The sequence below is a fragment of the Neobacillus sp. SRL179 genome (assembly GCF_984799095.1).
This window is the reverse complement of sequence record NZ_OZ481792.1, coordinates 2,894,658-2,920,293: the sequence shown is the minus strand read 5'-3', so window position 1 is coordinate 2,920,293 and position 25,636 is coordinate 2,894,658. Positions and strand designations below refer to the sequence as shown.

The 25,636-nt window shown below is 38.9% G+C and carries 26 protein-coding genes and 1 rRNA gene; 25 read left to right on the top strand and 2 right to left on the bottom strand.

Translation table 11 applies throughout. The features are described from left to right. Positions 1-21: 21 nt before the first annotated feature. The 17 genes from AC4E8C_RS14280 to AC4E8C_RS14200 all read left to right on the top strand — a co-directional run bounded on the left by AC4E8C_RS14280 (position 22) and on the right by AC4E8C_RS14200 (position 15,829). On the top strand, positions 22-1,635 hold the full coding sequence (locus AC4E8C_RS14280; protein WP_490207333.1) for a long-chain-fatty-acid--CoA ligase: 1,614 nt from the start codon (positions 22-24) through the stop codon (positions 1,633-1,635). Between the two features lie 120 nt (positions 1,636-1,755). Continuing rightward, the gene (locus AC4E8C_RS14275) at positions 1,756-2,322 is read left to right on the top strand and encodes a TetR/AcrR family transcriptional regulator (RefSeq protein WP_490207332.1); all 567 of its coding nucleotides are present in this window, start codon (positions 1,756-1,758) and stop codon (positions 2,320-2,322) included. A 110-nt stretch (positions 2,323-2,432) separates the two neighbouring features. Beyond that, entirely contained in the window at positions 2,433-2,834 is a 402-nt protein-coding gene (locus AC4E8C_RS14270) for an acyl-CoA thioesterase (protein ID WP_490207331.1), read from the top strand. A gap of 53 nt (positions 2,835-2,887) precedes the next feature. Beyond that, a complete protein-coding gene (locus AC4E8C_RS14265; RefSeq protein ID WP_490212567.1) occupies positions 2,888-3,964 on the top strand; it encodes a phosphotransferase family protein in 1,077 nt (358 codons plus the stop codon). Between the two features lie 17 nt (positions 3,965-3,981). Then, the gene (locus tag AC4E8C_RS14260; protein WP_490207330.1) at positions 3,982-4,725 is read left to right on the top strand and encodes a 2-phosphosulfolactate phosphatase; all 744 of its coding nucleotides are present in this window, start codon (positions 3,982-3,984) and stop codon (positions 4,723-4,725) included. A 59-nt stretch (positions 4,726-4,784) separates the two neighbouring features. Beyond that, positions 4,785-5,555 carry an SDR family NAD(P)-dependent oxidoreductase gene (locus AC4E8C_RS14255; RefSeq protein ID WP_490207329.1) on the top strand — a complete coding sequence of 257 codons (771 nt, stop codon included), beginning with the start codon at positions 4,785-4,787 and terminating at the stop codon, positions 5,553-5,555. A 95-nt stretch (positions 5,556-5,650) separates the two neighbouring features. Next, complete coding sequence (locus AC4E8C_RS14250; protein WP_490207328.1) at positions 5,651-6,430, top strand: enoyl-CoA hydratase/isomerase family protein; 780 nt, start codon at positions 5,651-5,653, stop codon at positions 6,428-6,430. Positions 6,431-6,442: 12 nt separating this feature from the next. Further along, the gene (locus AC4E8C_RS14245; RefSeq protein ID WP_490207327.1) at positions 6,443-7,417 is read left to right on the top strand and encodes a quinone oxidoreductase family protein; all 975 of its coding nucleotides are present in this window, start codon (positions 6,443-6,445) and stop codon (positions 7,415-7,417) included. A gap of 80 nt (positions 7,418-7,497) precedes the next feature. Next, positions 7,498-8,493, top strand: a complete 996-nt coding sequence (locus tag AC4E8C_RS14240; protein ID WP_490207326.1) for a phosphotriesterase family protein — start codon at positions 7,498-7,500, stop codon at positions 8,491-8,493. A 186-nt stretch (positions 8,494-8,679) separates the two neighbouring features. After that, entirely contained in the window at positions 8,680-9,381 is a 702-nt protein-coding gene (locus tag AC4E8C_RS14235) for a winged helix-turn-helix domain-containing protein (protein WP_490207325.1), read from the top strand. Beyond that, complete coding sequence (locus tag AC4E8C_RS14230; RefSeq protein WP_490212566.1) at positions 9,371-10,780, top strand: ATP-binding protein; 1,410 nt, start codon at positions 9,371-9,373, stop codon at positions 10,778-10,780. The genes AC4E8C_RS14235 and AC4E8C_RS14230 overlap by 11 nt, the downstream gene beginning before the upstream one ends. A gap of 143 nt (positions 10,781-10,923) precedes the next feature. Beyond that, positions 10,924-12,357 (top strand): S1C family serine protease, encoded by a 1,434-nt coding sequence (locus tag AC4E8C_RS14225; protein WP_490207324.1) that lies wholly within the window; start codon positions 10,924-10,926, stop codon positions 12,355-12,357. Between the two features lie 258 nt (positions 12,358-12,615). Then, a complete protein-coding gene (locus tag AC4E8C_RS14220; RefSeq protein WP_490207323.1) occupies positions 12,616-13,032 on the top strand; it encodes a hypothetical protein in 417 nt (138 codons plus the stop codon). A 152-nt stretch (positions 13,033-13,184) separates the two neighbouring features. After that, positions 13,185-14,510 (top strand): Na+/H+ antiporter NhaC family protein, encoded by a 1,326-nt coding sequence (locus AC4E8C_RS14215; RefSeq protein ID WP_490207322.1) that lies wholly within the window; start codon positions 13,185-13,187, stop codon positions 14,508-14,510. 121 nt (positions 14,511-14,631) lie between these two features. Beyond that, on the top strand, positions 14,632-15,210 hold the full coding sequence (locus AC4E8C_RS14210; RefSeq protein WP_490207321.1) for a YitT family protein: 579 nt from the start codon (positions 14,632-14,634) through the stop codon (positions 15,208-15,210). Between the two features lie 161 nt (positions 15,211-15,371). Continuing rightward, positions 15,372-15,644: a response regulator transcription factor gene (locus AC4E8C_RS14205; protein ID WP_490207320.1), complete on the top strand. Its 273-nt coding sequence runs from the start codon at positions 15,372-15,374 to the stop codon at positions 15,642-15,644. Next, positions 15,617-15,829, top strand: a complete 213-nt coding sequence (locus AC4E8C_RS14200; RefSeq protein ID WP_490212565.1) for a winged helix-turn-helix domain-containing protein — start codon at positions 15,617-15,619, stop codon at positions 15,827-15,829. The genes AC4E8C_RS14205 and AC4E8C_RS14200 overlap by 28 nt, the downstream gene beginning before the upstream one ends. Positions 15,830-15,856: 27 nt before the next feature. Here AC4E8C_RS14200 and AC4E8C_RS14195 read toward each other — a convergent pair whose 3' ends face one another. Beyond that, a complete protein-coding gene (locus AC4E8C_RS14195) occupies positions 15,857-16,114 on the bottom strand; it encodes a hypothetical protein (protein WP_490207319.1) in 258 nt (85 codons plus the stop codon). A 121-nt stretch (positions 16,115-16,235) separates the two neighbouring features. On the opposite strand from AC4E8C_RS14195, the gene AC4E8C_RS14190 reads away from it, so the two are divergent. Further along, positions 16,236-16,742 carry a mismatch-specific DNA-glycosylase gene (locus AC4E8C_RS14190; protein WP_490212564.1) on the top strand — a complete coding sequence of 169 codons (507 nt, stop codon included), beginning with the start codon at positions 16,236-16,238 and terminating at the stop codon, positions 16,740-16,742. 41 nt (positions 16,743-16,783) lie between these two features. On the opposite strand, the gene shc is transcribed toward AC4E8C_RS14190, so the two are convergent. Beyond that, positions 16,784-18,649, bottom strand: coding sequence for a squalene--hopene cyclase (gene shc, locus AC4E8C_RS14185; protein WP_490207318.1), 1,866 nt, complete (start codon positions 18,647-18,649; stop codon positions 16,784-16,786). Positions 18,650-18,737: 88 nt separating this feature from the next. On the opposite strand from shc, the gene AC4E8C_RS14180 reads away from it, so the two are divergent. The 7 genes from AC4E8C_RS14180 to AC4E8C_RS14150 all read left to right on the top strand — a co-directional run bounded on the left by AC4E8C_RS14180 (position 18,738) and on the right by AC4E8C_RS14150 (position 25,561). Continuing rightward, positions 18,738-19,853, top strand: a complete 1,116-nt coding sequence (locus AC4E8C_RS14180) for a DUF2515 domain-containing protein (RefSeq protein ID WP_490212563.1) — start codon at positions 18,738-18,740, stop codon at positions 19,851-19,853. Continuing rightward, entirely contained in the window at positions 19,786-20,238 is a 453-nt protein-coding gene (locus AC4E8C_RS14175) for a CBO0543 family protein (protein ID WP_490207317.1), read from the top strand. Before AC4E8C_RS14180 ends, AC4E8C_RS14175 begins: the two co-directional genes overlap by 68 nt. A 241-nt stretch (positions 20,239-20,479) precedes the next feature. After that, entirely contained in the window at positions 20,480-20,920 is a 441-nt protein-coding gene (locus AC4E8C_RS14170) for a peptidylprolyl isomerase (RefSeq protein WP_490207316.1), read from the top strand. Between the two features lie 187 nt (positions 20,921-21,107). Then, positions 21,108-21,893: a divergent polysaccharide deacetylase family protein gene (locus AC4E8C_RS14165; protein WP_490207315.1), complete on the top strand. Its 786-nt coding sequence runs from the start codon at positions 21,108-21,110 to the stop codon at positions 21,891-21,893. A gap of 118 nt (positions 21,894-22,011) precedes the next feature. Beyond that, positions 22,012-22,767, top strand: coding sequence for an exodeoxyribonuclease III (locus AC4E8C_RS14160; RefSeq protein WP_490207314.1), 756 nt, complete (start codon positions 22,012-22,014; stop codon positions 22,765-22,767). Between the two features lie 112 nt (positions 22,768-22,879). After that, on the top strand, positions 22,880-23,647 hold the full coding sequence (locus tag AC4E8C_RS14155; protein WP_490207313.1) for a class I SAM-dependent methyltransferase: 768 nt from the start codon (positions 22,880-22,882) through the stop codon (positions 23,645-23,647). Positions 23,648-24,011: 364 nt separating this feature from the next. Beyond that, positions 24,012-25,561: ribosomal RNA gene (locus AC4E8C_RS14150) — 16S ribosomal RNA — on the top strand. Positions 25,562-25,636: the final 75 nt, after the last annotated feature.

The following is a 25,636-nucleotide window of genomic DNA, read 5'->3' as shown; positions in this document are numbered from 1 at the left end:
ATACCTATTGGAGGGAAACACGTGAGTGAAAATAATACTTGGTTGAATCTATATCCTGAAAGTATTGAAAAACAGATCACCATACCTAATAAAACATTGGGAGACATCCTTCAAAAAACAGCAGCAAAATTCCCTTCCAATAACGCCTTATCTTTTTACGGAAGAAAAATTACTTATGGACAACTATATGATTTGGCACAGAGTTTGACTTCTGCATTGCAACAAAATCAAGTTCAAAAAGGTGACAGAGTGGCTGTCATGCTGCCTAATTGCCCGCAATATGTTATTTCTTATTACGGAATTTTGGCTGCGGGAGCAATAGTTACCCAAGTAAATCCGATGTCGGTTGAAAGGGAGCTTGAATATATCTTAAAGGACTCTGGCGCTGAAACGATTGTTGTCCTTGATGCATTTTATTCAAGGGTAAAAAGCATTCAAGATCAAACGAATGTAAAAAATATTATTGTAGTCAGCTTACAGTCAGCAGGTTCAGATTTTACTCCGGACCGAAGCTTTGAGCAATTCTTAAGTGAAGGAAACGGGAAGGTAAATGCAATTGAATTCGAGCCTGAGCATGATGTTGCTGTACTTCAGTATACAGGTGGTACAACAGGACGTTCCAAGGGCGCCATGCTGACTCATCGGAATGTATTGGCAAATGTTATTCAGTGTTATGAATTTTTTAAACATGAAATGGAATTTGGAAAAGAGAAATGTTTAACCGTTATTCCACTTTTCCATGTTTTCGGTATGAGTTCGTGTATGAATCTTTCTATTTATACTGCAGCCGAATCAATTATGCTTCCTCGTTTTGATTTAGATGAGGTACTAAACACAATAAAAAATGAACAGCCTACCACATTTCCTGGCGTTCCAACCATGTACGTTGCCATTAACAGCCACCCTCGGGCAGAGGAATTTGGAATAAATAGTATTCGAACCTGTAATAGTGGCAGTGCTCCAATGCCGGTCGAACTGCTTCGCAGTTTTGAAGAAAAAACAGGTTCTAAAATTCTTGAGGGTTATGGTTTGTCAGAAGCATCACCTACTACACATTGTAACCCGCCATTTGCAGAACGAAAGCCTGGCAGTGTTGGCATAGGAATGCCTTCAACAGAATATAAGATTGTAGATGTTGCAACAGGGACAAGAGAAGTTCCTGTAGGTGAACTGGGTGAAGTAATTATTAAAGGACCGCAGATAATGAAGGGATACTGGAACATGCCAGAAGAGACGGCTAATACTTTGCGTGATGGCTGGTTATTTACTGGTGACATTGCGAGGGTTGATGAAGAGGGTTATTTATACATTGTTGATCGAAAAAAGGATCTTATTATTGCTAGTGGTTACAATATTTATCCACGTGATATTGAAGAAGTATTATATGAACATCCTGCAGTTCAGGAGGCTGTTTGTATCGGTGTTCCAGACCCTTACAGGGGAGAAGATGTCAAAGCTGTAATTGTGCTTAAGGCTGGAAAAACGGTTACTGAGCAAGAAATTATTCAGTATTGCAAACAAAGTATGGCAGCCTACAAAGTTCCACACATTGTTGAAATTCGTGATTCTTTGCCAAAGACAGGAGTTGGAAAAATCCTTCGACGTGCTTTGAGAGACGAAGTATTAAAAAATTAGAAATCCTTTGCATGAAAGGATAAGAAAATTCATAAAGTTTTTATCGCTAGATATAAAGGAGAGATATAGTGTATGGTATAATTTTTTAATAGACATTTAACAGATTGTGAGGACAGAAAGGTGAAAGAAAAAATAACGGGACAAAGCATCCGCTTATTTGAGAAAAAAGGCTTTAGTGAAACATCGATCCAAGATATTGTTGATTCTCTCGGGGTTACCAAAGGTACATTTTACTATTACTTTTCGAGTAAAGAAGAATTGTTAATGGATATACACCTAGGCTATATCGAAGAATTATTGGTTCAACAAGAGCGAATATTTGGAGATCCATCAAAGTCGTGTAAGGAAAAATTATTTGACATTGTTTTTATGCTCCTTTCGGATATTAAAACGCGTGGATCTGCAGCAAAGATATTCTTTAGAGAATTAAAAAATTTAAGTCCAGAACGGGTAGCCTTCATCATACCTAAACGTGACCAATTCCGTCTAAATATTGAGGCATTGATTAAGCTAGGTATGGAAAATGGTGAATTTCGCCCTGATTTACATGCCTCGATTATTACTTTCGGAATACTGGGAATAACAAATTGGAGCTACAATTGGTTTAATCCAAGTGGGGCATACTCTGATCGTGAAGTAGCAGAGATTTTTGTCGAAATGATCTTAAAGGGAATTGAAGTTGTTTAATAAAAAAATGGAAGAGGGGACGTTTTCGGTAAATTACCCCTTCTTTTTTGAGGGAAGGATACTAACCGGTTAGTATATAGTAATAAACTAAATTATGGGGAGATTTGTTTATGCATGAAATACGAGTAACCGTACGTTTTGGTGAAACAGATGCACTCGGTCATATTAACAATACTAGTTATTTTATATATATGGAGGAAGCACGCATTCGCTTTATTAAAGCTTTAGGGTATGAAATGGACGTTGAAAACTGGAATTTTATCCTTGCCTCAACCAAATGTGATTTTATCAAACAAGGTTATTTTGATCAGGAATTAACTATTAAAACCTATGTTTCAAAAATAGGAACAAAAAGCTTTCAACTTGAGCACGACATTGTTGCGACCTTAACAAATGAACTAATCGCAAAAGGGAATGCAATTATGGTTTCGTTCAATTTTGATAATCAACAAAGTATACCAATATCTGAATTGTTACGAGAAGAATTAAAAAATTATATTGTCCATACTTAAATGCTTATCTCTGCATTGAAGAGTCGGAATATTCAAAAATAGGAGGGGAAATGATGCCACAACAAATGAATAATGACACAATCCCAGTTCGAAAAGGTGAAGAATTAGATTTAGTCGTATTGGAAAAATTTTTACGAGAAAATTTGAATTCAATCCCGGGAGGACAATTGGAAATATTACAATTTTCCGCAGGTCATTCTAATTTAACCTATCAGCTAAGACTGGGGGATTGGGAGGCTGTTTTAAGGCGGCCTCCACTTGGCCCAGTGGCACCTAAAGCACATGATATGAAGCGGGAATTTAAAATCCTTACTGAATTAAATCCTGTTTTTTCTGTCGCTCCAAAACCTCTCCTTTTTTCAGAAGATCCCACCATAGTCGGCAGTCCCTTTTTCCTTATGGAAAGAAAAAATGGTCATGTTGTCGATACATCCTTTCCTAATGGGGTGCAAGTCACCAAGGGTCTCTGTATGCATCTATCAGAGATTATGGTTGAAAAATTGGTGCAATTACACTCAATTGATTATAAACAGACAGGACTAGCTGAAATTAGCAAACCAGAAGGTTTTATGGAAAGGCAGGTTCATGGCTGGATAGGCCGATATGAAAGGGCAAAGACAGATGAAATTGCTGTGGTGGAGTCGCTCAAAAAATGGCTCATTAGCCATATACCTAAACAATCAGATGCCGCTATTATTCATTATGATTATAAATTTAACAATGCAATGTTTAATGAGGGATTAACAGAAATGGTTGGATTATTTGATTGGGAAATGACTACCGTCGGCGACCCGCTTGCGGATTTGGGTGTAGCGATGAGTTATTGGAATCAGAGAGATGATTCTGAACTTTTAATTAAAGGATTAGGCAAGGAACCAGTAACGGCAGTGCATGAAGGATTTTTAACTAGAGAGCAATTTATTGAAAGCTATGCTAAGAAAAGCGGTCGTGATATTACTAATTTTAACTTCTATTTAACCTTTGCCTATTTTAAGCTCGCTGTTATTGGTCAACAAATTTATTATCGTTTTAAAAAAGGCCAAACCAATGATTCTCGGTTTGCGAATTTTAACCATTTTGTTAAGAATTTAATTCTTCATGCGGCTAGTGTTGCTGATGAAAAGCTATAAAGAGGAGCGGGATAGGCATGACTAGGATTCACCTTCTTATGAAGAAAGAAGACATAAAAGAAGAGAAAATCGCAGAGGGAACCAAGGTGGCAGTTGTTTTAGATGTTCTTCTGGCGACAACAACGATTGTGTCAGCCTTGAAGGATGGTGCAAAGGAAGTAATTCCTGTTTTAGATCAATATGAAGCTAAGGAACGTTCAAAAGCATATCAAGCGGGTGAATACTTACTGGCAGGTGAACTTGATGCTAAACCCATTTGCGGTTTTGTTTACCCAAGTCCAACGTTGATTAGGGAGTCTATTACAGGGAAAACGTTAATTTTATCGACAACCAATGGGACTGTCGCTTTACGAAACTCTTCTCTGGCAAAGAATGTCTATATTGCATCTCTGCTCAACAATCCTGCTGTAGCTCATACCCTTCAGACCATTACAGAAGATCATACAATTCTCGTTATTTGTTCAGGAAATTCCGGCGAAACAAGTTTAGAAGATTTTTTTGGTGCAGGGCATCTAATTGATTGCCTGTTAAATCTGAGTGACTATGAATTAACCGATGCGGCTAAAGCAGCATTGTATTTTTACCGTGGTCAGCCTCATTCCTATGAAATCTTACTAGATTCTTATGTTGGTAAGCTTTTAGACAAACATAATCACCATGAAGACTTAAAGGTAGCTGCATCGGTAGGGATTACCTCGATCGTACCGACATTAAAGGATGGGAAGGTGATTGTAGAATTATTAAATAACACGCTCAATTAATATAATCATTTGGATGTATGTTTTATGGTCATTAATTTTAATAAAGAGGTGGAAAATAAATGCGATTTTCGCAATCAATTGCTGTAGTTACCGGTGCTGGAAGCGGAATTGGCAGAGCTTCTGCACTCCGGTTAGCGAGTGAAGGGGCAAAAGTGATACTAGTCGGAAGAACAAGACAGAGACTTGAAGAAACGGCGGATGCTATTAATCAAAAAAGTAAGATTCCATTAGCAGAGATATTTACGGCTGATTGTACTGATGCGGAGGATGTCTTAGAACTAGCAGAATACGTCTTACAGCATTATGGCGACCTACATGTACTTGTAAACAATGCTGGGGGTTCACGTCATTCCAGAATCATGGAGACAACTGAACAAGACTGGGACTATGTTCAAAATGTTAATTTGAAAAGTGTATTTTTAGTATCAAAAGCGCTTGCGAAAATTATGGCTGAGGGGACTGAGAGGGAAGACCGCCACCGCGCGATTGTTAATGTGGCATCATTATCAGGTCATCAGGCTGGAGCAGAAATCCCACATTACAGTGCAGCAAAAGCTGGAGTGATTAATTTCACTCGGTCTCTTGCCTTAGAACTAGCACCCTATGGAATTCGAGTAAACTCTGTATCACCAGGCTTTGTTGAGACCCCTTTAACTGAACCCGGCCTGCAAAACGAACGTTTTGTTAAAGCAATCGAAAGAAACACTGCCTTGAAGCGGATCGGCAGTGCAGATGAGATTGCCAATGTGATTGTCTTTGCTGCCTCACATGAAGCCTCTTATATGACCGGAACAGATTTACTTGTGGATGGAGGCTGGCTGATTAAATAGGTTGATAGTGTTACTTACTAATATTGGTGGTGCCCTGCTAACCTGTTACAAGGCACAAATTTATATAAAATAGTGAACGAGAAAGGGAGTAGCATATGACAAAAACAGATTTAGTGGTTGAAAAATTAGGTCCAATATTGTCGCTTACCTTAAATCGGCCAGAGAGCTTAAATGCCTTTAGCCCAGAGATGATTTTAGGATTAAAAGACGCTGTTCAAAAAGCTCAGATCGAAGAAGATGTTCAAGTCATTGTTTTGTCAGGGTCAGGACGTTCTTTTAGTGCTGGCGGTGATGTTAAAACAATGGGTCAAGCAAATGGGGTCCAAGTATATGATCACATTGGCAAACTAAATGAACTTATTTTATTAATGAAGGATACGGAAAAGCCGATCATTGCTGCCGTTCACGGCTTTGCTGCAGGGGCTGGTTTTAATTTAGCACTTGCATGTGACTTAATCATTGGTGCAGAGAATAGTCAATATGCTCTAAGTTTTTCACAAGTTGGACTAATTTCGGACGGAGGCGGGTCCTATTCACTATCTAGGCTTATTGGACCGCACTTGGCTAAACAATTCTTTTTTACAGCAGAAGCGATACCTGCAGAGCGCCTCCATCAACTGGGAGTAATTAATTATCTGGTACCAGTGGAGAATCTTCAAGAGGAAACGATGAAACTTGCCTTGAAATTAGCGCATGGACCTGGCAGGGCATTTGGAAAACAGAAGAAATTAATTGATCAATCGTTTACATCGACGCTAGAAGAAATCCTTGAGCAAGAACGTTTAATCCAGACATTAATGGTTGAAACCGAGGACCATCAAGAAGGTATTACAGCATTTAGAGAAAAAAGAAAGCCCGTTTTTAAAGGAAAATAGGAGATGAATTTAATGAAAGTTGTACAACTAAAGGAATTTGGCGGACCAGAGGTCTTGCAAGTATTGGATTTGGAAAAACCAGTTCCGACTGGTCATGAAGTGTTAATTGAAATCAAAGCGATTGGTGTCAACTATGCTGATACGGCTCGAAGAGAAGGTCAATATGTTATTAAAACACCACTTCCGTTCATTCCAGGTGCGGAAATTGCCGGAGTGGTTGTAGAAGTGGGTGATCAAGTTACAAAAATAAAGCCTGGGACAAGAATCGTAACGTTAATCCAATCAGGAGGATACGCAGAATTTGCACTTGCGGATGAGCGTTCAGTCATACCTCTTCCTGAACAATTAGATTATCACACCGCTGTGGCCCTGCCCCTTCAGGGCTTAAGTGCCTATCATATTTTAAAAACAATGGGTCGATTGGAAAAAGGTGAAAGTGTACTTGTACACGCTGCGGCTGGGGGTGTAGGAACTATCGCAGTCCAGCTGGCAAAATTGTTTGGTGCTGGTAAAATAATTGCAACCGCTAGTTCGGAGGAAAAATTAGCGCTAGCCCATGAAATGGGAGCGGATGTTTTGATAAATTATTCTGAGTCCGACTGGGAACAGCAGGTATTGGCAGCGACTGGAGGAAAGGGAGTAAACCTTGCATTAGAAATGGTAGGCGGTGATGTTTTCAATAAAACAATAAAGTGTCTAGCCACATTTGGCCGCCTAGTTATATTTGGAGCGGCAAGTGGGGAACAAAGCCGTTTTTATCCATCCTCGTTAATGGCTAGAAATCAATCCGTTATCGGTTTTTTTCTCCCGCAAATCATGAGAAAACCAGAGTTAATGCAGCCTAGTTTAGTAGAATTGTTTACTTATCTGGGGGAAGGAAAACTTAAGTTAACGATTGGCGGTGTATTTCCACTTGAGGAAGCAGCGAAAGTTCATACCTTACTGCAATCACGGAAGACGCAAGGAAAATTGGTTTTAGTGCCATAACTAAATACAACTTGTGTAACATAATGGGGCCGTTACGCTAAGATCTTATATTGGAGAAATGCGAAAGGGTGAATCAATCCATGAAAACAGTTGAAACAGTTACAGGTCCGATTTCCGTAATGGGGCTAGGAAAAACATTAATTCACGAGCACTTTATTTTTGGGTACCCAGGTTTTCAAGGCGATATTACACTTGGAGCATTTAAGGAAGATGAGGCTTTAGAGGCTGCCATTGGTGTGGCCAGACTTATGCAAAGATACGGTGTTCAAACTGTTGTGGATCCTACCCCAAATGAATGTGGCCGAAATCCCCTATTTTTAAAAAAGATTTCGGAAGCAACGGGATTGCAAATTATTTGTGCGACTGGCTATTACTATGAAGGGGAAGGAGCACCACCATACTTCAAGTTTCGGCAAGGGTTAGGAACAGCCGAAGATGATATTTATGAGATGTTTAAAACTGAAATTACTGAAGGGATTGCAGGAACGGGGATTAAGCCAGGAATTATCAAACTAGCTTCAAGTAAAAATGAAATCACCGAATATGAAAAAATGTTCTTCCGTGCCGCAGCCAGGGTTCAAAGAGAAACAGGTATTGTCATATTGACACATACCCAAGAAGGGACAATGGGGCCGGAACAGGCTAGAATGTTAATAGAACTGGGGGCAGAGCCTAGTAAAATCATAATTGGCCATATGTGCGGCAATACGAACCCTGAATATCATAAGGAAGTCATGGATCAAGGGGTGCGGATAGGGTTTGACCGTTTTGGCATTCAATTATTAGTTGGTGCACCGCTTGACCAAGAAAGAGTAGCAACCTTATTGTCCTTATTAAATGACGGCTATGAAGACCAGATTTTATTAGCCCATGACTCAGTGAACATTTGGCTTGGCCGCCCGCCTGTTATGAACGAACAAGTTACAAAAATAATGGAGAATTGGCATCCAAGTCATATTTTTGACAACATCCTGCCAAGTTTACGGGATCATGGGATTACCGAACAACAAATTGATAAGTTGCTGGGCGGAAATGCCCTATCATTATTTGCCGGGACACCTACAAAGGTTTTATAAACGTATCATGAAAAGAGGTCTTGAGTTATTCAAGCCTCTTTTTCTATGGAAGTTGGGCAGGCGAAAATATTAATAAACTATGAACAAAGTATTAATTACCTGGGAAGATTGAGGTTGAAAGTTGATATAAGCAAAATTTCGTTTAAACTAAAGGAAGGTATAGTTTTTGCTAGGAGATGACCGATTTTGAAATTATTAGTGATAGAAGATAATAAAAGTGTTTGTTCTATGATTGAAATGTTTTTTGCAAAAGAAGGTATAGAGGGTGTATTTGTAAACGATGGGTTAGAAGGATATAACCGTTTTAAAAGTGGTACATGGGATGCGTTAATAATTGACTGGATGCTTCCTGGAATGGATGGTGTATCGATTTGCCGGAAGATTAGAGAAGAGAAGTTCACCGTTCCTATTATTATGTTAACTGCAAAAGATAGTGAATCCGATCAGGTGCTTGGACTTGAAATGGGGGCTGATGATTATGTCACCAAACCGTTCAGTCCTCTTACACTAATGGCTAGAATTAAAGCGGTAACCCGAAGAGTACAGTCGCAGGTTCATAAAGAAGATGATAATTTACTAAAAACAGAACATTTTAAAATCAATAAAATTACACGAGAAGTGTTTGTTGATGAAACACAGATTACAAACCTCACACCAAAAGAGTTTGATTTGCTTTTTTACATGGCAGAGCATCCCCGCCAAGTATTTTCTAGAGAACAATTGCTAGAAAGGGTTTGGGGTTATCAGTTTTACGGTGACGAACGGACTGTTGATGTTCATATTAAGCGGCTGAGGAAAAAAGTTGAAACTGAAGGGCATCCATTCTTCCATACTGTGTGGGGAGTAGGTTATAAGTTTGACGACTCAAACAAAACAGATGAAGTTTAAGTACTTTTACCAACAGTTTTTTAGTCACATAAGTATAATTATTGTCGCATTTTTATTGTTAAGCATTCTTTTTACACACTATGTGGAAAATTTGATTTATGAAAATAAAGCAGACGAATTGATCTCCTATGGAAGAGCGATTTTAGCTGATTTAAAAGAGACTCCAATTGCATCAGATGCGATATTAAATCAATATAGCAATGTATTGGCTGCGAGAAATACAAGCTTTAGTTTGTTTGATCAGGACGGTGTTTACCTGATTAATAAACGTGGATTAACTATAAAAAATTTACCTGAAAAACAATGGAATTTAGTCAAAAAAGGGCAAACCATCATTGTCAAAAGTGACTATAAAAGTTTTGGACAAGGGGGAGTTACATTTGTCGTTCTTCCTTATATAGATAGTGGTAAATTTATTGGAGGAGTGCTCTTAACTTCGCCAATAAGCGGCTCTAGTAATATGATTCAACAAATAAATAAATTTTTACTGTATACCATTCTGATAGCTTTTGGTGTTTCGTTTTTACAAAGCTGGTTTTTATCAAGAATTCACGTTCACCGAATTAAACGGCTTCGTAAAGCAGCATCCCTTGTCTCGGAAGGGAATTATCATGTGAAGGTAAATTCTTCTAATTTTGATGAAATCGGTGAATTAGCCAATGATTTTAACCATATGGTTGATAAAATCAATACATCGATGCTTGAAATTGAAAGCCTGGAAAATAGACGGCGGCAATTTATGGCTGATGTGTCTCATGAAATGCGGACACCGTTAACGACCATTAGTGGTGTGATTGAAGGATTGAAAAATGATATGATTCCTGAGGAAGATAAAGAGCGGGGGATCCATTTAGTAAGTCAAGAAGCAAAAAGATTGATTCGACTGGTCAATGAAAATCTAGACTATGAAAAAATCCGTTCGAATCAGATTACCTTATTTAAAGAAGATATTCAGCTTTTAGAGGTACTAGAAATTATTCAAGAGCAATTAAGCATGCAGGCGGAAGAGAAAAATAATCGGATTGTAGTTGAGGCCGCTCCAGAGCTAGTGGTAAATGCTGATTATGACCGATTAGTCCAAATTTTAATTAATATTACCAAAAATAGTATTCAGTTTACAACCAATGGAACGATTTGGCTGCGAGGAAGAAAAGAGAATAACATGGCGGTTATCGAGGTGGAAGACACGGGGATTGGCATAGATGCAAAGGAAATCGAAAATATTTGGCGTCGTTTTTATAAGGCAGATCTTTCTAGAACGACTAACCCTTATGGTGAATTTGGACTAGGTTTGTCGATTGTTAAACAATTAGTGCTTCTTCATAATGGAGAAATTAATGTATATAGTGATAAAGGAAAAGGAACCAAGTTTGTAATTCGACTTAAACATGAATCATGATGAAAAGCTGCAGGGATACCCTGCAGTTTTTTTCAATATCAACATAATTTCTTAAACTCGTTAAGGTTTGTTAATAATTTGTTAAGATTTGTGAGGTAAAGTAAAGACAAGATAAGAAACAAACCTAAAGGAGATCGATTGAAATGGATTTCAAAAATGAAAATGAATTTGAGAACAACCAACCAACTTCACCAGAGATATCTGAACATAAAAGTCCAGAAGAAAATTCTCTTGATAAAATCAATGTTAGTCATTCAGAGGAAAGCGATCATGCAGTTGATGCTACTTATACGGTGGATTCTCACGACGTTGTTGAAACCCAGGATCGCCTGAAAACAGCAGGAATTGAAGAAATAGAAATACCTTCGGAAGAAAAACAAACTCGTACAAACCAACAGCCTAAACCTAAAAACCGGGTGGTTCGAGGATTGGCATCGACCGTTGCAGCGGGTGTAATTGGATCGTTATTAACCCTAACTGTTCTTCCTCATACGGATTACTTAAAAAACTATTATTCCGGCACAGGAAATCAAGTATCTAGTAATACTGCATCTACCGCTAAGCCGGTATCAGCTCAGCCAACTATGGCTTCCACAAATTCTATTGCAGATATGGTGGAGAATATTTCAAAAGCCATTGTTGGGGTTGTCAATTATCAACAGCAGCAAAACAATGATTTTTGGGGAAATTCAAATGGGAATTCAAATTCCTCGCAAAGTGTGGAGAGTGGGTCAGGCTCTGGTGTGATTTTTCAGAAGAATAATGACACAGCCTATATTGTGACCAATAATCACGTTGTTGAAGGTGCTGCAAAATTGGAGATCTCCTTATATGATGGACAAAAGACAACAGCCGAAGTGGTTGGTACGGATGCCTTAACAGACTTGGCTGTATTAAAAATAGATGCTAAATATGTTACGGCAACAGCTAATTTTGGGGATTCTTCAAAACTAAGACCTGGAGACCAGGTGTATGCGATTGGGAATCCACTCGGACTTAATTTATCAAGAACTGTTACACAAGGGATCGTTAGTGCAATTGATCGAAGCATTTCCGTTTCAACTTCTGCAGGAAATTGGGATACCAATGTTATCCAAACCGATGCAGCAATTAATCCAGGAAATAGCGGCGGGGCATTAATCAATCCTCAGGGCCAAGTAATTGGCATCAATAGCTTGAAGATAGCTGAAAGTGGTGTGGAAGGTTTAGGTTTTGCTATTCCAAGTAATGACTTGATACCAATCGTGAACCAATTAATTAAGAGTGGAAAAGTGGACCGTCCGTATCTTGGGGTCGGACTTGCTGATTTAGATGAAGTTCCACAAATGTACTGGCAAAACCTTCCTGAGAACGTCAAAAAAGGTGTCTTGGTTATGAATATTGACCCTAATTCTGCAGCTTCACGGGCTGGATTCCAACCGAAGGACGTAATCGTCTCGATGAATGGAACGGAGATTGCTAATTCATCGGAATTACGAAAGTTTTTATATTCAAAAGTAAAGACAGGTGACTCCATCAAATTCGAGGTTTACCGTGATGGAAAGCAGATTACATTAAATGCGAAGTTAACGGAATAGTTGGGAGAAAATAAAAGAATGGCATTTATATAACAAAATAAAAAAGTAGAATGGGTACCATATTATTAAAATGATGGCTAAAAAAGTAGCCGAAGCAAACTATAATAAGAGTTAGGTCGAAATTAAAGAGACTCTGTTTGATCAAAAAAATCGATTCTGAATATGCGACTTGGCTTGACAAGAAGAAAAAGGATAATGATATCAAATATTCACTAGCAGATGTATAACGAAATTAGATGATTAAGAGGTGGACAAAGAGTGAATCGGGTAGGGAAACATGCAGCCAGTAGTGCAGGTGACGATCTTGAATTAATGAAAATGGTTTTTGAGTTAACTGAAAAGGATAAAATGATTATGTGGTCAGAAGGCTATATTGATTCGGTTATTGATAAACTACCTGTTTTCGCTCGTGAAATTTTGGGAAACCGCAAGAAAAAGTGGGAAGATACTAAAGCTTATTATGAGGGACAGCTGAATGAAATCATCGGTCAGGAAGAATTTAAGAAGAAATTGAAGGGCAAACGCAAGGAGTTTGCTCTTTTTGTTATGGAGAAATATCCGGAGTTCCAGTCATTATTATTTTTAATTTTTGATGGCAATTTAACAGATGATGACCTTAGAAGATTTGTCTACCGAAGAAGGTTGTCATCAAGAAAAAGGTATCTTTTTTCATGAATAGACGTACTGTGAAGAATGTCCAAATGTTTATAAAACTTTTAATTGTAATGGAGCTGCCATTTATTGCGGCTTTTTTTTGCACCTTTTTTGAGGCTTTTCAAAATACAAAAATTTTTTTATAATGGATAAAGTTGTAAAGGTGGGATGTCATGATTGCAGCGTTTTCCTTAATACAAGTCTTTTTTCTTCTTTTTATTACAATAGTAGGGGTAATCTGTTCCGTTATTTTCCAACAGCCACTGGTAATAGGTTTCTTACCTGGCTATATCGTTCTATATGTTCTCTCTTTAAAGAAACATATTTCAGCAAAGCAGATATTAAAAATTAGTTTACAAGGTGTACATAAAGCGAGAATTGTTATTATCATTTTATTCTTGGTTAGTTTTTTACTTCCATCTTGGTATTTATCTGGAACAATTGAACAATTGGTTCGGGTGGCTCTTTATTTTATAGCCCCACATCATTTCTTTGTTCTTTCTTTTCTTATTGCCATGCTATTTTCAATGCTTCTTGGTACCACAATCGGGACATTAAGTTCAATTGGAGTTCCAATCTTAGGCACGGCATTGCTTCTCCATCTGCCAATTGCCATAGTAGCGGGAGCGTTGGTCTCAGGTGCTTTTGTTGGAGACCGGACATCCCCGTTTTCAAGTGCACATCAATTACTATCGCACACTATTGAAGTACCAGTGAAACAGCAGTGGAAAGCGATGCTAATAACAACAATAGCTGCAATCGTGATTTGCATTATTTTTTATGGTGTAATGGATTGGCGTATCTCAAACCAAGTGGCTACAATAAATCCAAGTCATTTAACTTGGCGTGAGATTTCTATGACTAGGTTTATTCCACCGATGGTTTTAATTATCATGGTCATTTGTCGTTTGAGTATCATTTATGCGTTTCTTTCTAGTATTCTATCAGCTGCTGCGATTGCTGTACTAAACGATGTCTCTTTATCGAAGTTGACTGCGGCGTTATGGTACGGTATTGATGGTCTTGGCGGGGGATTCACTCATATGTATGAATTACTGCTATTTTTAGCGATAGCTGGTGCGTATAACGGTTTAATAGAAGAATTGAATGTGATTCAGCCTTATTTGGATAAATGGTTGAAATCATCCAGGTCGTTAAGTGGTGATACATTGAAAGCACTCATAGCAACGCTTCTTATCACGCTGATTGCAGCTAACCAAACATTACCCATCATATTAACGGGGAGGTCTTTTCTTCCACACTGGGCAAATAAATATGGGAAAGAAGAGTTAGCTAGAGTGATGGGGGATACGACACTGCTTTTTCCGGGTGTGGTCCCGTGGAGTGTCCTAGCAATTATGTGTAGTACCATTGTTGGAATTCCCTTACTTGAGTATTTACCCTATGCACTATTCTTATGGATATTACCTTTTTTAACAATGTTTGTTTCCTTGGCAAAACAAATACGACATAAAGAAAACCATGCCGCTACCGTTTGAAAACAGAGTCTTTGATGGCTCTGTTTTTTTGATTGTCATAACCGTTTTTTGAACCCGTTGAATGAAATATCTATTTTAATCATATTAGTAGTATTAAAGAACATGGACAAGGAATGATGGGATGCTGAAAAAATTAGCAATTATCGGATTTGGAAGCACGATGATTAGCATTGGAATTAATGGTTTTATCCTCCCGTTTCACTTAATTAATGGGGGATTTTTTGGCATAAGTCTCTTGTTAAAATATGTATTGGGGATAAAGGCAGGGTTGGCCTTTATTCTACTAAATATACCAGTTTACCTATTTGCCTTTAAATCAGATCGCCACCTTTTTTATAATGGATTAACTGGAGTATGTTTTTCAGGTATAATGGTCGAATTGCTTCTTCCATTAAGTGGTACGGTGCAGTTGCCGTTAATAAGCAGTGTGATTTTGGGTGCGATCATTATTGGGGTTGGCGTAGGTGTCATGCTTAGAAACCATATCAGCCCAGGCGGGATGGACTTGCTTGCCCTTTTAATTGCAAAATGGACAAAGGTAAATGTAGGGGTGATTATGGTAGCAATGGATGCTGTAGTTATTCTGATTGGATTGTTGCTCCTTAAAGATCCTAGGCTATTATTCTCGTTGTTAATTATTTCGATTATTGGCCTCCTTGCAACGTTTATTACTTCATGGAGACAAGTGCAGACGGAATGATTGTTGGTTATCTTGGCAGTAGTTATGTTCACGTTTTTTTCATTTCTTCCTTAGAAAATGTTGCTATTACAAAAAGAATATCATCGTGTCGATTGGGTGATAAACGGAAAGGAAGCATACGAGAGTGCCAGAATCTCTCCATATGATTTTACCATTTTGGATTGAATGCTATACCGGGAGAAAATGGTCTTTCAGGTTATAAAAGACTGCGTGAAAAAGGAAGCCAATGCGGTATTTTATTTGTAACGGCAAAAGATTCTATTGAGGATATCATTACTGGATTAGACTCAGGTGCGGATGACTACATAGTAAAGCCATTCGAATTTAATGAATTATTAGAAGTGATACGGGCGATTAGCCGTAGAAAAGAAAAAACGCTAGAGGATATAATCACGATAGATATTTTATCTTCAACCTCAACACGCATGAGTTAAAACGTGAAGATTTCCTAATTGAATTAATAAAAAAGGAATACCAGTTTCTTGAAATATTAATGCGGAATCATAATCAAGTCGTGACAAGAGATGTGTTATTTGAACGCTTATGGGGGTATGATAGCGATGTTTCTGAAAATGCCTTTGACGCATTAGTAAAATTAGTACGAAAGAAGATTCGTTAATACAAAATGTCTTCGGAATTTAGGCTCTCAGGACCAAATGTTCCAAAATTCTGTAGGTTGACATGGAGCATCCTGATTTTGCTGTGTTTCCCAATTGTTATCACGATCCTCATCGTACTCATCATCGTCATCATGATCATTATTTTCTTGATAATACTCATGTTTTTCTCCATCATCATCGTCGCCATGTTCTTGCCCATCATCAGCAATAACACTTGTTCCAATCGAAAAAAGGGTTATTATAGTTACTAGTAACATCAACAGCTTTTTAAACTTACTTTGCACTTTATTAAACCTCCTCAATTCTTTTGATTGCAGTATAATTCAGGACACTGAAAAAAATCTGAAAACTATATGGTAAAATTAAAATTATGACGGTTTAAATTAGGAGAATAAAAAAATGAATGTGAATCCCATAATTGATCACGTAAAAGCTGATTTAAAGATTTTATTTGTTGGTTTTAATCCAAGTATTCGCTCAGGTGAAGTTGGACACCATTATGCCAATCCAAATAATCGTTTTTGGAGAATTTTATATGAAGCAGGGTTAACAGCGCGGAAATATGAAGCAGTAGAAGATGCTCAGTTACTAGACATAGGATTTGGTTTTACAAATATTGTTGCAAGACCAACGAAGGCAGCGGATGAAATTACAAAGGAAGAGTACATAGAAGGAAGAGAGATTTTAAGGAGAAAAATCGAACAATTTAAGCCCAAAGTAGTTTGTTTTGTAGGGAAGGGTGTCTACCAGCAATACAGTGGTCGGAAATTAGCTCCATGGGGCAAGCAGACCGAATCGATTGTTCCGGGGGTTATTGATTTTGTTGCTCCGTCATCAAGCGGGTTGGTAAGAATGAAAATGATTCACATTGTTGAAATCTATACAAAGCTTCGCGAATACATCTCTACCTAAAAACATCGACGGATGGGTAATCTATCCGCCGATGTTTTTCATTATGAGGGGAACTTTTTTTGATAGTTTGCTAATGTCATTAGCGGAAATATAAAGCGATAGCTATGGTAATGAATATAGAATCCACCAGCCATTCCTTGTCCTTTTGGATAGTCAGTTGTCCAATCTTCTTTTTCAATTGATTCTAGCAAAAAGGCGATTCCTTTTTGAATTGATACTGTCGGTCTTTCTGAAACAGAAATCAGGGCATCAAGTGCCCAGCTAGTATGGGTCAATGTACTTGCTTGTAAGGGAACATACACTTTTTTACTATCACTATGGCAGGATTCTCCCCAACCGCCATCCTTGTTTTGGATTCCAGTTAACCAACTAACTGATGTTTGGATAGAAGAATGGGTGGGCGGTACCCCAACTGCTTTAAGGCCTGTTATGGCGGCCCAGGTTCCATACAAATAACAAATTCCCCACCGGCCATACCAAGAGCCATCCTTTTCTTGATTTCGGAGAAGCCAATGACCCCCTTTTTTAATCGCAGTATGATCCGTTGATAAATTTGTATAGTTTCCTAGGAATTCAAGCGTCCGGCCCGTAAGATCGGCGCAAGAAGGGTCCGCCAAGATAAATTCTCCTTTTTCTATGGGGAGAAACTGTAACAAGTTGGAGTTTGTGTTCTTTTCAAAGGCTGGCCAGCCGCCGTCATCATTTTGCATTGAGAGCAGCCATGTGATTCCGCTTTTCCAGGGTTGCAGCTTGGTAGAAACACCCCGTGAAATAGAGCGTAATACGGCTGTCGTATCATCTACATCGGGAACCATGGTATTTATATGAGAAAACCCCCAGCCTCCAGGTAGGTTGTTTGGGTTATGAATGACCCAATCTCCAAATTTATGATGTTGCCTCTCTAGTAGGTATTGATTTGCTTTTGTAACCATCGGGTCCTCCGGCTGGACTCCGGCTGCTTGTAAGCTAAAACTAATCAAAGACGTGTTCCACACATTGGCGGTAGTATATTGCATGTGTGGAAGGCTGTCGATCTCGCATTTCATTGATTTAATTCCATCCACCGCTTTAGTAATGATAGGGTCAGTTTTTTTGTAGCCAAGTGATAAAAGGGCGAAAATCATTAAAAAAGTACAACTATAGTAACTATAAAAGGTGCCATCCTCCTCAATTCGGTCGAGCATATATTTTTTTGCAATTTCCATTGCTAAATTGTGTAGCCGTTCAGGTAAGCCTAGTAAATTTTCTACCCCCTCTTTTAGATAGGAAAACAAGGAACGATATTCAGGAGAACGAGTCCAGGGATGTTCCTGGTTTCGAGCTAAATGGAGATGAGACAATTCTGGACTTTTCGATGTTTTTATTGTAAATTTCCTATCTGCTACTATCATGAGGGGTGTAAGATTTGCCCGGCCAAAAACAGAAAACGAATAAAAGTTAATGGGAAAATTTAGTGGAAGGAGAATAATCTCGATTGGCAGCGGGGAAGTTTCTGGCCAAGGATATTGCCCAGTTAATGAAAGCATTACTTTTGTAAACATACTTGCTTCTTCTAAGCCGCCATTGGCTAAAATAAATTTTTCAGCTGCTCGTAACCGTTGATTTTCTCTCTTGTAGTAACCTGAATACAACAAGGCATAATACGCTTCAACTGTTGCAGTTAAATTTCCATCGCCTTCATCATAAAAAAGTTTCCAGGCTCCATTTTTCTCCTGTTTATTAATGATCCTTTTTGCTAAACCCTGAATCAATTCTTCATCATTTAATTCTAATGAGCGTAATAAAATAATCATATATGCATCTGTTGAAACACCCGTTTCAAAGGGATAAGCCCATGAGCCATCGGGAGATTGGTCTTTTCGCAGCCTTTCAATTATCCAATCAATGCCTTTTTGTGTATCTGCCATTCTACTTTCACATTCCTCTCCCAAAAAATATTCTCATCTATACATATTCTCATGAGGGCAGGAGAATTCGTAAGGGAGGAGATGTCCCATTATTTTTAGAAAAAATCGTGAGAAAACGCCACTTCAAATTATTTCGGAAGTATTAAAAAATAAAAGTACAAAAGCGGCAGCTAATCACCCGCTAACCCCAAAGGAAAAAAATCTGCTGAACAGAATTAAACGGACAACACAGGAATATAATCTCAACAATGTTACAAGGACAAAGGCCTATCTTGACTTTTATCTTCGCCATCCGGAAATACACTGGGCCTTTTTGGGACACATGGTTTCTAGAAATGGCGGATGGAACATGACGGATTTAAAGGGTGAATTTTTAACTAGGCTGATGACAAAAAAAGATCGGAATTTATTCTTTGATTTTTTAGAGCGAGGCAATTGGTTAATTTTTCAAGACGTATACCCGCAATTTTTACTTTATGAAGAAAGCCTAGTGCAAAAGAAACCGTTGTTTCAGTTATTGAATCAATTGAATATTTCTATATTTATGGAAACAGTTTGGAATCAGTTTTGGAGAACCCGAGACAAATATTTCCTTGCCATCGCTTTGGTTATTAATGAGCAAAGCTATCTCGAAAAAAGGGTGGTTCAAAATCCACAATATCAAAAAGATGTATTAAACAAATTCGAATTTATGCTGCAAGATTGGTTCTCGTTTAACCATATACTCTTTCCGTATGGAAAACAGAATTTAGTCGGACAAACACTTCATCAGTTTGAATCTGTTCATGAACGAATCTTACTTGGAAAAAGGTTATATTCTCTCCTATTTAATAATAAGGAAATTCACAGCCAGATAGTTGATTGGGCCCAAAAACATCCGCATACCGGTTCGAGAAAGGATTTTTGGCCGCATTTGTTTAATAGTGTCAATGAAGGCACGCCGGGATTTCCTTATCAACTTCGCTTAAAAACCTGTCAGCTAAGACCCGGAGCAAGAAAACTTTATAGTCCCACACTAGAAAATGCTTGGAAAAATGTCAACCACAATCGAGCGGAAAGAGGAGATTGGTTCAGTGACATTAGTGTAGTTAATTATTTAATAGAAGATCATGAAATGATTGATGGGGAGATTAAAGATGAATACTGTAAAACACTTGAACGACTCGAACTCGCTACCCTTGCAAAAAAAGCGATTACCTTTTAAAGGTAAATATTATTTTGGAAGTATGATACTTGCCAGCCTATTGGGAACGTATTTAGACCTATATCTTGTAGGAAAACAATTTTATCAGTTTACTATTAGGCCCTTTCCGGAAATATTCTCGATTAATATTGCCTTTACCTTAATCGGTTTGCCAATATTTGTGTTTCTTTTCTTGCATAGCATCATTCCCCTAAACAAATGGGGAAAAGCCGGAGTCATTCTGTTTTTAAGTTTATTAATGCCAGTGTTTGAGAGATTAGCGGAATTATTAGGTTTTTTCAGCCATTCTGATGGATGGATGCATATCTACACTGGCTTTGGTTATTTGGTCTTCTTAACAATTCTTGTAATGTTTCATGATTGGTTAGCAAACCCAAATCGGTAATGCAAAAAGCCGAGACCATGGTCTCGGCTTTCGTGATGCCAACTAATTAGCACCAGCCCCTTCCGTCCGTACAGTGGTTAAGTGTCCCGCAACAAGCGAATGTTCGGAAGGGGTATTACTATAATACCACAAAGTAGTGAAAATATGATGAGGTGTTGAAAATTATTAAGTGGCTAAACTTTCCTTTCTGTTGTGAAAAGTGTATGATAAAAATGATTTTTACATAAAGGAGTGTTTTCAAATGGCTAAAAAAGGATACATAGTAATGGAAAACGGAGAGAAAATTGAATTTGATCTATTTCCAAACGAAGCACCAGGTACAGTAGCTAACTTTGAAAAATTAGCAAATGAAGGCTTTTATGATGGTGTTATTTTCCACCGCGTTATTCCTGGCTTTGTAAGTCAAGGCGGAGATCCAACTGGTACTGGGATGGGTGGACCTGGTTACACAATTAAATGTGAAACAGCAGGGAATCCACATAAACATGTACCTGGATCTTTATCAATGGCACATGCAGGTAAAGACACTGGCGGAAGCCAATTCTTTATTGTTCACGAATCGCAGCCACATTTAAATGGAGTTCATACTGTTTTTGGTCAGGTGACTTCAGGCCTGGAAACAGCAAAATCCATGCGTAATGGTGATAAAATGGTCGAAGTAAAGGTTTTTGATGTAGAATAAATAGTATGAGAGAGCTGAATTAATTTTAGCTCTCTTTTTTTATACTCTCGCTTGCACTGTTATACGTAATAAGGGGTTCTTATTTAATGGATGATGAAAAATTCTTATTACTGCAAAAGATTGCAATGTAGAATGATAAATTATTCATAGGGTAAATTAACAGTAAAAATGCACTTTGGAGGTAACGATGAAAAAGCTGGCTGCTCTAATCCAATTGTTATTTTTAACCATACCCTATTCAGCATTCGCCGAAGATCAACCTTCGAAACAACTGAAGGCAGCTATTATTATTGATGATTTTGGAGGTGGAAACGGAGGTGTTCAAGATTTTTTAGAAGGTGACATTCCAATTACTGCTGCTGTAATGCCTTTTTCAGAAAAATCGAAAGAACACGCAGAATGGGCTCATCAAAATGGTTTTGAAGTCATGATTCATTTGCCTATGGAACCCAAAAAAGGAAAAAGATCGTGGCTTGGTCCGAAGCCGATTACGGTAGACCTCACTCCAGTAGAAGTCAGAAACCGTGTAAAGGAAGCAATTAAAAGTGTCCCTTATGCGGTGGGATTAAATAACCACATGGGTTCATTAGCCGTAGAAAATGAAGAAATTGTTCGAGCTATCGTAGAAGTAGCCAAGGAAAAGAAGCTATATATTATCGACAGTGGAACAAGCAGTGGATCGAAATTCCCGGAAGTTGCAAAAGAATTGGGTGTCCCACTCTTAAAACGAGATGTATTCCTTGACGACATTTCATCTTCAACATATGTTCACAAACAAATGATTAGATTGGCAAAAGTTACTGAAATTAAAGGTTCAGGTATTGCAATTGGTCATGTGGGCATCACAGGAAAGATTTGTTCCATTGGAGTGTTTCAATCCATAGAAGAATTTAAAAAAAGAAATATAAAAATTGTCCCTGCGTCTGAGCTTTTTTCAAAACGACTACTCGATAAGAATTTTCCTCCTTTTTAAAAGGCAAGAAAAAAGTCAGAACAGTCATATTCTGGCTTTTTTTCTTGCCTTTCTTCAACGGTTCAGACAAAATGAAAAAATAAAATGTAAACGCGCAGCAAGGGAGAAGGAATTAAAAATGAAATTAGTATCATGGAATGTTAACGGCCTCAGGGCTTGTGTAAAAAAAGGATTTTTGGATTATTTTCACGAAGTGGATGCTGATATTTTCTGTGTACAGGAAACAAAACTGCAAGAGGGGCAAATAACACTCGAGTTAGACGGTTACTTTCAATATTGGAATTATGCTATTAAAAAAGGCTATTCAGGTACGGCTGTGTTTACTAAATACAAACCCCTTTCCGTTAAATATGGGGTTGGAACCGATGAGAGTGAAGGAGAAGGCCGCATTCTTACCTTGGAGTTTGATAGATTTTTCCTCGTCAATGTTTATACACCTAATTCCCAAAGAGATTTAGCGAGAATCGATTATCGGTTAAATTGGGAAGACCGTATCTTACAGCACTTAAAAGAATTAGATAAAATAAAACCTGTTATTTTCTGTGGAGACTTAAATGTTGCACACCAGGAGATCGATCTTCGTAATCCAAAAACAAATATTGGGAACTCGGGTTTTACAAATGAGGAACGGGGGAAAATGACCTCGCTCCTTGAAGCAGGATTTATTGACAGTTATAGACATTTTTACCCGGATCGAAAAGAAGCTTATACATGGTGGTCGTACATGAACAAAGTACGCGAAAGGAATATTGGCTGGCGTATTGATTACTTTATCGTATCAGAAAGTTTAAGCAGCCGCCTTAAGAATGTTGATATTCATTGTAATGTAATGGGAAGTGACCATTGTCCAGTGGTTCTGGAACTCATGGACTAAATTCTAATATTAATAAGAATATCTTATTGTTCTTGATAAATTACCCGTAATTTTCTTTATGGTATTACCGTTTTATAGTTTATCTATAAAGAAGTATTGGGGGATGGAATAAATGGATATGAAAAAAGATGTTCAACAGCAATTCGGAAAAAGTGCAGATGCCTATGTGAGTAGTACCATTCATAAGGGTGGCAAGGACTTGCAAAAATTAGTTGAAATGGTATTGGTTACCGGTAACGAAAAGTTACTCGATGTTGCGACAGGTGGCGGTCATACGGCAAATGCATTTGCTCCATTGGTTAAAGAAGTAACCGCCCTTGATTTGACAACTGAAATGTTACGAGCTGCTGAAAAGTTCATAAAAGGAAACGGCTTTCAAAATGTTGAATTTAAAACAGGTGATGCTGAAAATTTGCCTCTCTCAGATGAGATATATGATATTGTGACTTGTAGGATTGCGCCACACCACTTTCCAAATGTAAAGAAGTTTCTTCAGGAAGCGTACCGTGTACTTAAACCGGAGGGATATTTTTTACTTGATGATAATGTGGTTCCCGAAGATGATGAGTTTGATCACTTTTATAATAGGATAGAAAAAACGCGGGATTACAGTCATTTTCGAGCATGGAAGAAAAGTGAATGGCTTCATATGATTGAAATGGTTGGTTTTGCCATTCATGAATGGCATCGGTTTGAAAAGACTTTTCATTTTGAATCTTGGTGTAACCGAATGAACTTACCTAAAAACGAAAAGGAGAAGTTGTCCCAAAGTTTCCTAGAGTCATCACAAAGGATAAAGGATAAGTTTAAAGTTATTATTGAAAACGGAAAAGTCATTTCATTTAAAGGAGAAGCCATTGTTTTGAAGGCAGTTAAATAGTAAAAAATCCCCCTTGTTTAATGAGAAAAACCCCTTTTGCAAGGGGTTTTTTATGGCTTGTAGGTATTAAGGACAGTTAATTACATCTTTAAAATGCAAATTACTAGTTGACTTACGATATAAAGGAGAGTATTATAAGAAAGTCGCTTCCACGATATGAGTTAAATTCTGACTCTAAATATAAAAATTATATTGAAGGAAGTTGACACCGTGAAGACATTATGTTAGAATAACAAATGTCGCTAATCGGTAGATTAGTAGATTGTTCTTTGAAAACTAAACAAACAAAAACGTCAACAAACAATAATATTAGTTTCATATGAAACTAAGCCAACGTAACATTTATGAGCTAATCAACTCAACTTCATTGGAGAGTTTGATCCTGGCTCAGGACGAACGCTGGCGGCGTGCCTAATACATGCAAGTCGAGCGAATCTTTAGGAGCTTGCTCCTGAAGATTAGCGGCGGACGGGTGAGTAACACGTGGGCAACCTGCCTGTAAGACTGGGATAACATCGGGAAACCGATGCTAATACCGGATAACCCTTTTCCTCTCATGAGGAAAAGCTGAAAGTCGGTTTACGCTGACACTTACAGATGGGCCCGCGGCGCATTAGCTAGTTGGTGAGGTAACGGCTCACCAAGGCGACGATGCGTAGCCGACCTGAGAGGGTGATCGGCCACACTGGGACTGAGACACGGCCCAGACTCCTACGGGAGGCAGCAGTAGGGAATCTTCCACAATGGACGAAAGTCTGATGGAGCAACGCCGCGTGAGCGATGAAGGCCTTCGGGTCGTAAAGCTCTGTTGTTAGGGAAGAACAAGTACCGGAGTAACTGCCGGTACCTTGACGGTACCTAACCAGAAAGCCACGGCTAACTACGTGCCAGCAGCCGCGGTAATACGTAGGTGGCAAGCGTTGTCCGGAATTATTGGGCGTAAAGCGCGCGCAGGCGGTCCTTTAAGTCTGATGTGAAAGCCCACGGCTCAACCGTGGAGGGTCATTGGAAACTGGGGGACTTGAGTGCAGAAGAGGAAAGCGGAATTCCACGTGTAGCGGTGAAATGCGTAGAGATGTGGAGGAACACCAGTGGCGAAGGCGGCTTTCTGGTCTGTAACTGACGCTGAGGCGCGAAAGCGTGGGGAGCAAACAGGATTAGATACCCTGGTAGTCCACGCCGTAAACGATGAGTGCTAAGTGTTAGGGGGTTTCCGCCCCTTAGTGCTGCAGCTAACGCATTAAGCACTCCGCCTGGGGAGTACGGCCGCAAGGCTGAAACTCAAAGGAATTGACGGGGGCCCGCACAAGCGGTGGAGCATGTGGTTTAATTCGAAGCAACGCGAAGAACCTTACCAGGTCTTGACATCCTCTGACACTCCTAGAGATAGGACGTTCCCCTTCGGGGGACAGAGTGACAGGTGGTGCATGGTTGTCGTCAGCTCGTGTCGTGAGATGTTGGGTTAAGTCCCGCAACGAGCGCAACCCTTGTTCTTAGTTGCCAGCATTCAGTTGGGCACTCTAAGGAGACTGCCGGTGACAAACCGGAGGAAGGTGGGGATGACGTCAAATCATCATGCCCCTTATGACCTGGGCTACACACGTGCTACAATGGATGGTACAAAGGGCAGCAAAGCCGCGAGGCCTAGCCAATCCCATAAAACCATTCTCAGTTCGGATTGTAGGCTGCAACTCGCCTACATGAAGCCGGAATCGCTAGTAATCGCGGATCAGCATGCCGCGGTGAATACGTTCCCGGGCCTTGTACACACCGCCCGTCACACCACGAGAGTTTGTAACACCCGAAGTCGGTGGGGTAACCGCAAGGAGCCAGCCGCCTAAGGTGGGACAGATGATTGGGGTGAAGTCGTAACAAGGTAGCCGTATCGGAAGGTGCGGCTGGATCACCTCCTTTCTAAGGAATATGCAGTCCTTGTGGACTGATAAAGTTGACCGCTTTTTGTTTGTTTAGTTTTGAGGGAGCAATTCT